Source organism: Mucilaginibacter sp. P19 (assembly GCF_050632265.1).
GTDB classification, from domain to species: domain Bacteria; phylum Bacteroidota; class Bacteroidia; order Sphingobacteriales; family Sphingobacteriaceae; genus Mucilaginibacter; species Mucilaginibacter gossypii.
In genome coordinates, this window is record NZ_CP192586.1 from 822198 (window position 1) to 836106 (window position 13909).

Annotated in this window: 9 protein-coding genes and 2 pseudogenes; 4 read left to right on the forward strand and 7 right to left on the reverse strand. The window is 43.9% G+C overall.

Going from position 1 to position 13909, the window contains the following annotated elements; all coding sequences use genetic code 11:
* Window positions 1-119 precede the first annotated feature (119 nt).
* The 6 genes and pseudogenes from ACQ86K_RS04060 to ACQ86K_RS04085 form a co-directional block, all read right to left on the reverse strand.
* Window positions 120-893 (reverse strand): gliding motility-associated C-terminal domain-containing protein, encoded by a 774-nt coding sequence (locus ACQ86K_RS04060; protein ID WP_431199843.1) that lies wholly within the window; start codon window positions 891-893, stop codon window positions 120-122.
* A 56-nt stretch (window positions 894-949) separates the two neighbouring features.
* On the reverse strand, window positions 950-2383 hold the full coding sequence (locus ACQ86K_RS04065; protein WP_431199844.1) for a hypothetical protein: 1434 nt from the start codon (window positions 2381-2383) through the stop codon (window positions 950-952).
* A gap of 106 nt (window positions 2384-2489) precedes the next feature.
* Window positions 2490-3611, reverse strand: a complete 1122-nt coding sequence (locus tag ACQ86K_RS04070) for a hypothetical protein (protein ID WP_431199845.1) — start codon at window positions 3609-3611, stop codon at window positions 2490-2492.
* 117 nt (window positions 3612-3728) lie between these two features.
* The gene (locus tag ACQ86K_RS04075; RefSeq protein WP_431199846.1) at window positions 3729-4190 is read right to left on the reverse strand and encodes a gliding motility-associated C-terminal domain-containing protein; all 462 of its coding nucleotides are present in this window, start codon (window positions 4188-4190) and stop codon (window positions 3729-3731) included.
* Between the two features lie 194 nt (window positions 4191-4384).
* Window positions 4385-5767 (reverse strand): annotated as a pseudogene (locus ACQ86K_RS04080) (hypothetical protein); the annotation flags it as partial.
* Window positions 5768-6321: 554 nt separating this feature from the next.
* Window positions 6322-7254 (reverse strand): hypothetical protein, encoded by a 933-nt coding sequence (locus ACQ86K_RS04085; RefSeq protein ID WP_431199847.1) that lies wholly within the window; start codon window positions 7252-7254, stop codon window positions 6322-6324.
* 127 nt (window positions 7255-7381) lie between these two features.
* On the opposite strand from ACQ86K_RS04085, the pseudogene gcvP reads away from it, so the two are divergent.
* From gcvP to ACQ86K_RS04100, 3 genes and pseudogenes are all read left to right on the forward strand, one after another.
* Window positions 7382-10274 (forward strand): annotated as a pseudogene (gcvP, locus tag ACQ86K_RS04090) (aminomethyl-transferring glycine dehydrogenase).
* A gap of 125 nt (window positions 10275-10399) precedes the next feature.
* Window positions 10400-10708: an antibiotic biosynthesis monooxygenase family protein gene (locus ACQ86K_RS04095; RefSeq protein WP_431200790.1), complete on the forward strand. Its 309-nt coding sequence runs from the start codon at window positions 10400-10402 to the stop codon at window positions 10706-10708.
* Window positions 10709-10885: 177 nt separating this feature from the next.
* Window positions 10886-11305: a response regulator gene (locus ACQ86K_RS04100; RefSeq protein WP_091172136.1), complete on the forward strand. Its 420-nt coding sequence runs from the start codon at window positions 10886-10888 to the stop codon at window positions 11303-11305.
* Here the strand turns inward: ACQ86K_RS04100 and ACQ86K_RS04105 are convergent.
* Window positions 11302-12075 (reverse strand): MBL fold metallo-hydrolase, encoded by a 774-nt coding sequence (locus ACQ86K_RS04105; protein WP_091172137.1) that lies wholly within the window; start codon window positions 12073-12075, stop codon window positions 11302-11304. The two genes, ACQ86K_RS04100 and ACQ86K_RS04105, sit on opposite strands and share 4 nt — an antisense overlap.
* An 83-nt stretch (window positions 12076-12158) precedes the next feature.
* Between ACQ86K_RS04105 and recJ the strand changes: the two genes are divergently transcribed.
* Entirely contained in the window at window positions 12159-13865 is a 1707-nt protein-coding gene (recJ, locus tag ACQ86K_RS04110) for a single-stranded-DNA-specific exonuclease RecJ (RefSeq protein WP_091172139.1), read from the forward strand.
* Window positions 13866-13909: the final 44 nt, after the last annotated feature.

Below are 13909 nucleotides of genomic sequence, written 5' to 3' on the forward strand. Positions count from 1 at the left end.
TTTGTTAGTATTGGTTGATATTGCCTGCCAGTAAGTTACGGTTTTTGTTTAATATCTTTTATAATATAATATACCCGCCGCAAAAGAAGCGGCAGGTTAGTCATGATGTTGTTAAAAAATTACCTGATCAAGGTAAGGTTGCCAGATAGCAGTTTACAAGGAGTATTGAGGTTAATGATGTAATAATACACCCCCGAAGGCAGCAGCCAGCCATTAAACTGCCCGGAAAATGGCGTGGCGTATTCTTTTGATTCGAATACCCTTTTTCCGTAACGGTTAAAGATCTGAACTAAAGTGCCGGGGAATTTTTCAAGGCCTTCTATCTTCCAGTAATCATTTATACCATCGCCGTTGGGGGTTATGGTATTGGAGAATTTTACGTCGACCAATACAACTTCAATATGTGTTTTGGTGCGCGGGCTTTCGCATGACCCTATGCTGTATGAGATATAATAATCACTGGTTTCGGTTATTAATACTTCAAAATTGCCGGTATTACTGGTTTGAAGCGGCGTTGTTGATGTAGCATCGGCATATAAATTATACATGCCTGTAGTTTTGTTTAAAACAGACAGGCCCACTTTTCCGGGCAGGCAGATCCTTTGGTCGTTTAATACAGGAGCATCGGGACTATACTCCTGATTATCCACGCTGCCGCTGTATGGTAGTGGTATTGCACAGGTGGTAGCATCAGTAACTATTAACGAGTAAGTGCCTTTACCCACGTTTATTAAATCTTTTTCGTTTCCTACGGTATTGCCGGTGGCGTCGGTCCAGATAAATTTATATGGAGGCACACCGCCGGAAACATCAATGCCCGTAATGCTGCCCAATAGCTGGTCGCACTCATCGGGCTTGGCTATCGGGGCATTATTCGCCGAAAATTGTAGCAAAGGGGTTGCCTGTATTACCCAGGTACCCAATACAGAAGCACATCCATTTTTATCGGTTACATGAAGCGTATATGAACCGGGGGGGCATTAGGTATATCGGTGCCATAACTTACTGTTGTACCCGCTTCATTAATCCATTGATAAGAACTTGGCTTTATAGTTCCCTCAAAATCAATATGGAGGCTGCCATTGTTGAGCCCGCAGGTTGTGGGAACGTTAATAAGGTTCTTGATTGTAAATACTTCCGGAGCCAAACGGCCAACCGGAAAATATTTATCATTACTACAATGCGTAATAGAATTTATCGCACTTAGCCGGTATAAGCCATCAGCAAGATTAAAAATGTCGAGGTTTGCAGGATTGGTAGGGATGGGATTACCCTGCGGATCGTACCATTGTAGTTGATTGGCATTTTGATATCCAACACCGGTTATCGAACCATTATTTTCACCACATTTGGCAGGGGTAATAAAGCCATAGTAAATGATTACCGAATTTGTTTCTGAGATAAATAATGGTGAAGTGGCATAGGGGCTACATTCACTTTGATCCATCAGCACCAGGGTATACAAACCGCCTTTTACACCTACCAGGTCTTTCGAAGTACCGACGGTGTTGCCTGCAGCATCAAGCCATTTGTAGGTAAGCGTACCAATACCAACTTTGGTTGTAATATTTTTTATGCTGCCGTCGGCTATACCGCAACGGGCAGGGGTCACAACCATTGTAGATAAGTCATAATCGGGGCCCGGTTTGGCTTTTATAGGTGGCGTAAGGGTTGATGTTGCCGAACAGCCGGCCTCGTCCTGAATAGTTACAGTAAATGAGCCTTCGGGCAGGTAGGGGGCCTGGGTATTGGCCACTACGTTGCCGTTCTTGTCCTTCCATGTAAAAGTGAGATTGCCTGCACCGCCGGTAAAGTTTACGTTAAAAGGGAACAGTTTTTGGCGGCATTCCGGAACCGGAACAATTACGTTTTGGATCTTGATCCGAAGATCTTTTATTTCAAAAAGTTGTGTTACCTTCTGGCAGCCACCCGGGTATTGAACCGTGAGCTGATAGGTGCCAGGTAAAAGGCCCGAAACATTCTGACCATCTTTTATTGCTGTAAGGCTGCCGTTCTGCTCCTTTTTATCCCAGTGAAATAATAACCCGCTTCTGTCTTGCTTTATAGTGATGCTGCCGGGGGTACAGGTATAATGTTTAACAACTATATCATCATCACGTATTACCAACGATGAAAACGGAGAAGTGTTGTTACTACCATCGGTAGCAGTGGCTATTACTGCTTTGGCGATACTGCCTGAATATGTCCATTTGCCGCTTGCATCCGACTGAACAGTGGTAATGTAGGTTTTGCCCTGACATATAGTTCCGCAATCGTCTGAGAAGAAAAGTTCGATAGCCGAGTTTGGTGTAGCTACTCCCGATACCGCTGTACTGCCAAAATTGAGCACCTGCACAAAAGGAACGGTGTAATAATTACTCATGACGCTTATGCCATAATCTTTATTACAAAAAATGCTGTTCCGGGTTATGAGTGTATGCCTGCTGTTAAGGGATTCAATGCCATACTGATTATAACCAATGTAGTTTTTATTTGCTGCATTCGGCCCTCCAATGGTGCCCGACGAGACTTTCGCCAACCCTGATGCCTTCGCCGTTTCCCAGATCGGCCGTGCCGGTTATATCAGTACCTATCTTATTACCTGTAATATTAAATGTAGCCTGCTCAATAGCGATCCCTGCAAAACGTTGCCCCGAAATAATATTGGCGCTGATATTCGCCGTAGTATTAGTAGCATTGATACTGATGCCATAAGCCTTCATAAACGCGTTCTGCTGAAATATCGGGATGTTTTTAAAATCCTTTTTGCCGGTATAATCAGTGCCTATTTTGTTATTTTGAATATTGATAGTCCCTGGCATCACAGTAAAATTGGACGTGTTGCCGATACCGATGTTTACAGCGTTGGCCGATATGATGTTGCCCATATTGGCATTTGCACCACCTATGTTAACAGTTTTGCTGATAAAAAGGTTCAATCCGTCAAAATTGCTGGCGGCTGTATAGCCGTCGTCAAGTAAGCCGATTATATTGCTTTGAATGCTTGCATCGGCAAGGCCGTTAACGTTATAGTAGTTTGAATAATTAACAATACCATTAAGGTTTCCGCATATAACGTTGCCTTTGCCCGGCGCGCCTATTATGATATTTGAGGCATCACCTAAAATATAAATACCCGAACCCTGGTTAAAATCGGGATTGGAGAAATTGGTGATTTTGGCAAAGTTGCGGATATACAGGCCGTAGATCTCAATGCTTTTTGCTACCGCCCCTCCCGAGTTTGGATCGCCGTTAATAAAAAGACCGCTGAAATTTACAGGCGTTGTTTCAGGCTCAATGATAACCCGTGCATCAGATACGCCAAAAGCTATGCCAGCTTGACTTGTGCCATCAATAACAACGTTAGATGTAATGGCAGGCAACTGGCTTCTTAGCCTGATGGTTCTATCAGATACGAGTGTTCCCGGTAATTTAAACTGGATGATGTCCTGTGTTGCGGTACCGTTAGCTGCTGCATTTGTTAAGGCTTCGCGAAGTGTTCCGGGACCGGCATCTATATTGCTGGTTACTATAAATGTAGCACCGAGGGCCACATTGCAACACAAGATCGATATGAGTAGTACTAAGAGTGATAATTTTTTGATAAACATTGATTTAGGTAATCAGCTGCAAAATACACTTTTTTGCTGTAAGTACACTGTGAATATTATATTGATCAGATGGTTATTATACAATAAATAACATCAAAATGGTGAAATGCTGTATAGTTACCTGATGATTGACAAACTGCCTGAGAGCAAATTGCAGCTTTTACCGAGATTTAAAATATAATAGTACACTCCCGAAGGAAGTTTGGTGCCATTATAAGTTCCGTCAAATGGTACGCTATACCCTTTTGATTCAAATACTTTTTGCCCGTACCTGGTAAATATCTGGACTATTGCCTGCGGATAATTTTGAGCATTGTTTATTTTCCAGTAGTCATTTTTGCCGTCGCCATTAGGTGTGAACGCGTTTGGGATATCAATAGCAGATAAGCTGATGGTTATTTGCGCCTGGGTTCGTTCACTTTCGCACTGGCCGCTAACCTTGCTTATATAATAAGTGCTATTGGGGTTTGCTTTGATTTTGAAGATGCCATTGGTTTGTTCATCCTGGTATTGAGTGCTTGTTTGCGAATCATAAAGACGATAGGTATTCCCGGCAGATGGAGAACTGACGGATAGCAAAGCTTCGCCCGGAGCGCATAATTGCAAGGGGCAATTATCGGCGCATCAATGCTGCTGTTTTCATTTAAAACAGTATAAATGCGACTTGCCATAACGCCGCAACCGCTGGCGTCCTGAACCTGTAAGGTATAAGCTCCTGCCCCGATGCCACTAAGATCTTGTGATGTTTTTATATGATCTCCGGCTTCATTAAGCCATAGATAGGTGTAAGGCTGTGTGCCTCCGGTAATTTGAATGTTTTTTATACTGGCGGTGTTTAACCCGCATTGGTCGTTTGTTTGGCTTTCGGAGTTGGGTACTATTTGCAAAGGAGCAATTTCGTTAACCGTAAAATCATGCGGGTACAGCGTTTCGCAACCGTTGGCATCAGTAAAGTAAACCTTATATGTGCCGGGTTTAAGGCCGTGCGGGTTTGCATCTGTGCCTACGGGCTGGTCGTTAGCATCCACCCATCGCATAGTTTTAACAGGGTTATCCGTTATTATGGTGATTGTGCCGTTGTTTTGACCTGCGCAGCTATTGATGATATTAGCATTATAGTTTGGATAAACAGTAGGAGGAGTGGCATCAATAGTGTAAATCCCGCTTATTTTGCTGCATCCAAAATCATTGCTTACAGTAAGCCGGTAACTGCCGGCAGCGGCGCTTGGTAAATTGATAGTTGAGCCTGCCGTACTGTTATCGGCCAAATTAACCCACTGATAATGTGTTGCCCCCGGAGCTGTTATCCCTTTGATAAAGCCGTTATTTTGATTGCAGGTTGCCTGCCCTTTTGTAACGTTGTTTTCATCAAGCGTTATGACGTTAATTTCAGGTATCTCGATCTCTGAAGAATATACAGGGCCGCATTGGCTGTCGTCTGTAACTTTTAATGTGTACATACCTGCCGGCTGCCCGGTAAGGTCATTAGTGGTGGCAACTTCCTGGTGTTGTGAGTTTAGCCAGCTGTATTTTATATTGCCGGTACCTGTGACAATAATGTTTTTTATGGAACCTGTAGATTGGCCGCAGGAGGTTGATTGTTTATTGGGATGTAATTGATCAATTGTTGGGCCGGTTGTGTTTTTTAAAACGACAGGCCCATAAGTTTTTACACAGCCCCGCGGCCCGGTAATGCGCAGCGTATAGCTACCTTCGGCAAGGTTGTACAGATCTTGTTGATTGGATATCACCTCGTTTTTACCATTAAACCATTCGGTTTTATCCGCAAATGAAGTGTACAAGTTGGTAATCGCCCCTCCGTTGCCGCAGGATGGCTGAATCACTTTTTTCTCGAAATCGAAAAATTTCGGTGTATGATCTTCAACAAGAAAATAGGGCGAATATTTAACGCAACCAAATTGCTCGGCCCGTAAGCGGTATTTCCCGGCCGGTACGTTTTCTAAATCTATTTTGGTGCCAACCACATCGCCGTTTTCATTTAACCATTCCAGTTTTTTAGCGTTGGTTACCACTAACGCGTTTTTGATAGAGCCGCCCATATCACATTCCTGGTGGGTGATCACTACAGTATTTGAAAAAAGGATCCGCGTATCAGTAAATTCCGACGATATATTGTTCAACGTAGCCCCGGCCATAACGCCGTAACCTGGCAGTAAACTTCCGTTGTAGGTCCATTTACCGGCGGCATCGGCATAAGTTGTTGCTACATAGGTTTTAGGTTGGCATTGATCACATTCTTTATCGGTATAAAATAATTCCACCCGGGCATTTGGTTTGGTGATGCCATTTACATTTGTTGCAGATAATTGATCAACAGAGACGCTAATGGGCTTCTTTTCAAGTACGGTTTGTATGGTGTAGGCCGGATTGTTATTGCAGTAAAATGAGTTGTGCGACAGCTCAACATGGTTTAGATAATTAAAATCGGGGCCGGATACGGCGGTGTTTACCACCGCTTCTTCATAATCTATAGCGCGCTGATCCTGAACACAGTTGGTAAATACATTGCCTTTGCTGTTATCTGGCCCTCCCACTAAAATATTCCCTTCGGTATAGTAAAACGTTATGGCCTCGCCGCCAACCGGAATTTTATTTTTTTGATCGGTTGAAGTGCCAAAAAAATTATGCTGGATATTAAGATTGAGGTTGGTTAATCCGGATACGAATAGTGTGTACCCGAAAACGTTATCTAAGACCTCACCAGTTGATTTTTGGAGTAGTGTAACAATGGCTCAACACCCATTACAAAGGCCTGGTCGTTTCTATCGATATCGATATAAGGATCATTGGTTCGTTGCTGTTGGGAATTGGCCGAAAAAATGTTGTTTTTGATCTTGAAATTAAAATCCTGTTCCAGGTCCTGATGTGCCGCGGCGGGCACTAAACTTACCAAATCGAAAATAGTATTGCCTTCATTTTTGTTGTCACCACCTATAATTACATTGAAAGTAAACGGCAAGCCTATTATGGATTGTTTATAGGCGCCTATCTTAATACCGTCTTCACCAATACCAATCAGGTTGTTTTTCATTTCAAATGTTTGGACCCGGCAGGTAGGCAGGTTTAATGAGTTGTCTTCGCCCATGCCTTCAACGGCCCAGCCAACATTGTATATATCATTACCTTTTCCGGGCGCGCCGATAATTACATGCCCTATTTTCCCTTGCAGTGATACAAAGATACCCCCATATCCTCCCTGCGGACCGTCGGCAACGAAAAAGTTTTTAGCAACAATGCCATAAAGCTCAAATGTGTTCACGGTACCAACAATAAAGCAAAACCGAATCCTCGCCTGTTCATTAAAACCGTTAATAACAACTTTTGCGCCGTTTATGGATAAAGGGGGGCCAGGCTGCGTCGAGCCGTCGATCACAATATCTGAAGTAATCTCGGGCAGATCTGTTTTAATAGAAATGGTTCTGTCGGCAACGGTCAGGTTGGGTAAATTAAAATAAATGTAATCTTTTTCCGCACTGCCATTAGCCGCGGCTAAGGTTAATGCTTCGCGCAAGGTACCCGGCCCCGAATCGGCATTGCTGGTTACCGTAAAAACAGCTGAAAAGCTTTTAAAGCTGATGAAAAGAAAAATAGTGATAAAGAGTAAAACTCGCCTGCCCGTCATGTTTAGGTATTCAAGAGCCAAATTACATTTTTTTCCTGTAAATGCATTGTCAATATCATATTAGCTAATTGTTACTCATGTTGCAAAATCGTACCTTTGCGGTAAATTTAAGAGGGACGATTAATTCATGAAGTTGAATACAACCTATCAGGAGCAGTTTCAGTCGAGGCACATTGCTCCAAGCGCGGCCGACACGGCCAAAATGTTAAAAACCATCGGTGTAAGTACGCTTGATGAATTAATAGAGCAAACCATACCGCAAAAGATCAGGCTTGCCAAACCGCTTAACCTGCCCGCGGCAAAAAGCGAGTTCGATTACCTGAACACCTTAAAGCAAACGGCTTCAAAAAACAAAGTTTTCAAGTCATTCATCGGCAAAGGTTACTATGATGTAATTGTACCGGGCGTTATTCAGCGCAATATTCTTGAAAACCCCGGATGGTACACGCAGTACACCCCATACCAGGCCGAAATTGCACAAGGCCGCCTGCAGGCTTTGCTAAATTTCCAAACCATGGTTATTGACCTTACCGGTATGGAAATTGCCAATGCTTCTTTGCTTGATGAAGGTACTGCCGCTGCCGAGGCTATGTTTATGCAATATACCTTGCGTAAAAATAACAACGCCAACGTTTTCTTCGTTTCTGAAGAAGTGTTCCCGCAAACTATTGATATCTTAAAAACCCGTTCAGAGCCTTATGGCATTGAGCTGAGAATAGGCGACCACCGTACCGTTGAGTTAACCGACGATATGTTTGGCGCTATTGTACAATATCCTGCCGGCAATGGCGCGGTTTATAACTACGCCGATTTTGCTGCAAAAGGTCATGAAAAAGGTATTAAGCTTACCGTTGTTGCCGATATCATGAGCCTTGCGCTATTAACCCCTCCGGGCGAATGGGGTGCCGATATCGTTGTTGGTCTCGTCGCAACGTTTTGGTGTACCGATGGGCTTTGGCGGCCCTCATGCCGCTTTCTTCGCTACTAAAGAAGAGTATAAACGTTCTATCCCGGGCCGCATCATCGGTGTTACTATCGACAGCGCCAATAATTATGCCCTGCGCATGGCCCTGCAAACCCGCGAGCAGCACATTCGCCGCGATAAAGCTACCTCAAATATCTGCACCGCACAGGCACTGTTAGCTATTATGGCTGGTATGTACGCCGTATATCATGGTCCGGATGGGATTAAAGCGATTGCCGAAAGGATCCACGGTTTAGCCGTATTAACAGCTAAAACTTTAGGACAGCTTGGTTATGAGCAGCTTAACGAAGCGTACTTTGATACTGTCAAGTTTGATGTAGCACATCTTGCAGGCCCTATTCATTCTGAAGCGTTGAATAACGAAATGAACCTAAACTATGAAGGTTCAATAGTTACTATCTCTATCGATGAAACAACTTCGGTTGAGGATATCAAAACCATAGTAAGGTTCTTTGCCAAAGTTAAAGGTAAAACATTTAACGATGTTGATTTCGATGGCGTTAATGCAAGCCTTGAAACGGTTATTCCTACAGAACTTCAGCGTACCTCTGCATATTTAACGCACAGCCTGTTCAATACCCACCGGTCTGAACATGAAATGCTGCGTTATATCAAATCACTGGAAGCGAAAGATCTTTCGCTTTGCCACTCTATGATAGCTTTAGGCTCTTGTACCATGAAACTGAACGCTACCACCGAAATGGTACCTGTTACCTGGGCCGAGTTCAGTAAAATCCATCCATTTGCCCCAACCGACCAGGTTGGCGGTTATATGCAGCTGTTTGATGAGATCAACAATTGGCTAAGCGAAATCACCGGTTTTGCAGCCATGAGCCTGCAACCAAATGCCGGTGCGCAAGGCGAATATGCCGGTTTAATGGTAATCCGCGCTTATCACAATGACAGGGGCGATAGCCACCGTAATATTGCTCTGATCCCTTCATCGGCACACGGTACCAACCCTGCATCTGCAGCTATGGCCGGCATGAAGATAGTGGTGGTTAAGTGCGATGATAACGGAAACATTGATGTTGCCGACATGCGCGCCAAAGCTGAGCAATACAAAAACGAGCTTTCATGCCTGATGGTTACTTACCCATCAACTCACGGCGTATTTGAAGAAAGCATCATTGAAATTTGCGAAATTATTCATGAAAACGGCGGCCAGGTTTATATGGACGGTGCTAACATGAACGCGCAGGTAGGTTTAACCAGTCCGGCCAATATCGGTGCCGACGTTTGTCACCTTAACCTGCATAAAACATTCTGTATCCCTCACGGTGGCGGTGGCCCAGGCATGGGCCCAATTGGTGTTGCTAAACATTTGGTTCCTTACTTGCCTGGTCATGCTGTAGTTGATATCGACAGGGGGAAATCAATCCATGCAGTATCTGCAGCGCCATGGGGCTCTGCATCTATACTCATCATATCACATGCTTACATTGCCATGATGGGTGCCGAAGGCTTGACTAACGCTACCCGTTATGCTATCCTGAATGCCAACTACATTAAAGCCAGGTTACAGGAGCATTACCCTGTACTATATGCTGGTGCTAATGGCCGTTGTGCGCATGAAATGATCCTGGATTGCCGCTCATTTAAATCGGCAGGTATTGAGGTTACGGATATTGCCAAACGTTTAATGGATTATGGTTTCCATGCGCCAACTGTTTCGTTCCCGGTTGCGGGTACGGTAATGGTTGAGCCAACCGAATCAGAGCCTAAGCATGAGCTCGACCGTTTTTGCGATGCCATGATCTCCATCCGCCATGAAATTGCCGATGTGGTTGATGGTTTATCTGATAAAACAAACAATCCGTTAAAAAATGCACCTCATACCGTAGCTGTAATTACCGGCAACGAGTGGGAGCATCCTTATACCCGTCAAAAAGCAGCATTCCCGCTGCCTTACGTGGCTGCCAACAAATTCTGGCCTTCGGTGGGCAGGGTTAATGACACTTATGGCGACAGAACGCTGATCTGCTCATGCCCTCCGCTGGAAGAGTATGAGTTTGAAGAAAGCGTGATTGAATAGATTTTAAATCAACCCTCCCCTAAACAAGGAGGGTTTTTATTTTTCGCAGAAATATATATTATGAGTTCAGCTAATCCCGAAGGTAATTCAAAAGTCTCCCCTTTAGGGGAGATTTAGAGGGCCTTATCGCCCAAACACCACAGCCCCCTTATTATGCGGTAATATTCACATCGGTACGTACCGGTGTAGAGGAAGGCTATGGCGATATGGCTAATGAAATGGTTGAACTGGCGCGGCAGCAGGAAGGTTTTCTGGGCGTTGAATCGGCGCGTAACAATGTTGGAATTACGGTGTCTTATTGGCAGTCGGTTGAAGCTATTAAGAATTGGAAAGCTAATGCCCGGCACCTGTTTGCCCAGCAGCAGGGGCGCGATAAATGGTACCTGAATTATAAAGTACGCATTTGCCGGGTGGAGCATGACTACGCCTTTTAAATTCAATGGCTAATTTCTGTCCTGTATTTTTTTGAACTTTATTTAAGTGGCCAGATCAAATGAAATATTCACGCTGCGGAGCCGTTTAAATGTATTGTTTTTTATAATTTACAACTATAAGGAATATAACTTTTTGAATCGTGGTCTCGTATAAAACAACGCGCTTAAATTTTAGATATGAATATTAACAATAAAGCCATAAGTGTATTACTGGTTGATGATGATGAGATAAATAACTTTATCTCCATAAAACTGATAAAGAAAGCTTTACTTAATACAGAAATTATGGCCTGTCTGAACGGAAAATATGCGATTGAGCAACTTTCTGATATCCAGAGAAAAGACCCTAATAAACTGCCCGATTATATTTTGCTTGATATTAATATGCCCATTATGAATGGCTGGGAATTTTTGGATGAGTATAAGCGCCTCAACCTCGATCCCCTGGGCAAAAGCAAGATCTATATTATTTCATCATCCGTTTTTAGCAACGATATTAACAAAGCGCGTTCATATCCGTTGGTTAAAGATTTTATCTCCAAGCCGCTCAACGTTGAAAAGATAAAAGAACTTTTTGAGGTAGCTGCCGAAAATTAAACCGGTTTAACCTTAAAATGGTCTCCTTCTGTTTCAACGGTTCCGATAGTGAACGATTTAGCATGGTAAAACAGGCATTTCCATCCTTCGGCGGCAGCCTTTTTACCATATTCTTCGCGCAGCATCATAGCCTTGCGGCCGTCCATATCGTATTTGGCTATGAATTTCCTCAACAGTTGCTCTGGTTCGGGAAGCTCATCACCGCCAAAAAATACTTTTTCGCCTTCTATATCAAACCAAAATACCTGATGCGCCGGGCAATGACCACCCGAATGTTCATACCTGATGCCCGGTTTAAACTCACCGCTGCCTTCAACTAAAGTTATCTTAGCTCCTTCGGCCTGTAACGCTTCAAATATTTCAACATGGTACGATGAGCCTTTGCCGCTGATCCCAAACTCCCATTCCTGTTTATTGATCACGTGCTCGGCCTGCGGAAAGCTGGGTACTAATTTACCATTCCGTTCAACTACCAAACCGCCTGAGTGGTCATAATGCAGGTGAGACATCATCACCAGGGTTACATCATCCGGATCGAAACCCGCATTACGGATGTTTTGGTGCAGCATGAGCTCGTCGCGGGTATCTTTAAAGCCAAGGCCGGTATCCAATACAATCAGATCGGTTTTTGTTTTGATGAGGAAGGGGTTAACGTGAATGAACAACGAAGCCGGGCGGTCTTTGGGGTTATCAGTTTCCGGGTTAAACGGGATAAATTTCTTGGTTGCATCAACCGAATATGAGCCCTCACCTAAAGCAAAAAATTCCATAGTAAACGTAGTATCAGATTTTGAATGTACCTTTGGCTCTTTAACAGAGCATAAGTATATTTACTGTTTCAAGCTGCAAAGATATGAATAAACGTTGGGCGCTAAAGGATAATACAAACCATGATGATGTAATAAAATTAGCCGCCCAACTCAATATCGATACCGTATTAAGCGCTATGCTTGTGCAGCGTGGTATTACCACCTTTGAAGATGCCCGCTATTTTTTCAGGCCCGATCACCGGCACCTGCACGATCCATTCCTGATGAAGGATATGGAAAAGGCCATCCTCCGTATTGAGCAAGCCATGGCAGCAGGCGAAAAGATCATGATCTACGGTGATTACGATGTGGATGGCACCACAGCTGTAGCGCTAACCTACAGTTTTTTCAAAAAGCTGTATACCAATATTGAATATTATATCCCCGACCGCTACAAAGAAGGTTATGGGATCTCTACCCAGGGAATTGACTACGCTGCCGAGCATGGTATTACGTTAATCATAGCGCTCGACTGCGGCATTAAATCAGTTGATAAAATTGACTATGCCAATGAAAAAGGCATTGATTTTATCATCTGTGATCACCATTTGCCAGGCACATCTATTCCGGCAGCGGTAGCGGTGCTTGATCCCAAACGCGAAGATTGTGAATATCCATATAAAGAATTATCCGGCTGCGGCATTGGCTTCAAGCTGATCCAGGCCTATGCCGAAAAAAATAATATCCCAATTGAAGAAGTAAACTGCTATCTCGACCTGGTGGTGATCAGCATCTCCTGTGATATTGTTCATATCACCGGAGAGAATAGGGTGCTGGCTCATTTCGGCCTGCAAAAAATAAATACTGACCCATGTATAGGCGTTAAAGCCTTGATGGAGATAGCGGGCAAGACAGGGACATATACTATATCAGATGTAGTATTTTCGCTGGGCCCGCGGATTAATGCGGCGGGCAGGATAGATGACGCCAAACATGCCGTTGAATTACTGATAGCAACGGATAAAGAGGTTGCCAAAGAAAAAAGCGCCATGATCAATGTGCGCAATACCGAACGCAAGGGGCATGATCTTACCATTACCGACGAAGCGCTTGGCATGATAGAAAATGACGAGGTGTTGATTGCCCGTAAATCGACGGTGGTTTTTAATGAAGATTGGCATAAAGGGGTAATAGGTATTGTGGCGTCGCGACTTACTGAAAAATACTACCGACCAACCATTGTGCTTACCCGTTCAAATGGGCATGTAGCCGGGTCGGCACGTTCGGTTTTAGGATATGATCTGTACGAAGCGCTTTGTGGCTGCAAAGATCTGCTGATCCAGTTTGGAGGGCATAAGTATGCGGCCGGCCTTACCATGGCCCCCGAAAACCTTGAAGCTTTTATTGAAAGGTTTGAGGAGGTGGTAAGCTCTACCATAAAACCCGAACAATTGATCCAGCAAATACAAATTGACGCCGAATTACGTTTAAGCCAGATAGAACCAAAATTTTTCAGGATCCTGAGCCAATTTGCTCCTTTCGGGCCCGAAAATATGGCGCCGGTTTTCATAAGTAAAAATGTGTATGTTAGTGGTAACGCCGGTTTGGTTGGCGGCTCGCACATTAAAATGAGCGTAATGCAGGAAGGATCGGCAGTATTTGATTGCATAGCCTTTAACCACGGCCAGTACCTGGAACAATTAAGGCCGGGTGTTCCGTTCGAAATGTGCTATTCGATAGAAGAAAATGTTTGGCGCGAAAGAAGAACGATACAGTTGAATGTGAAGGGGATAAGGTTTAACCCCCTCTAAATCTCCCCCAAAGGGGGAGACTTTTAAATTAAAGCCCTCTCCTT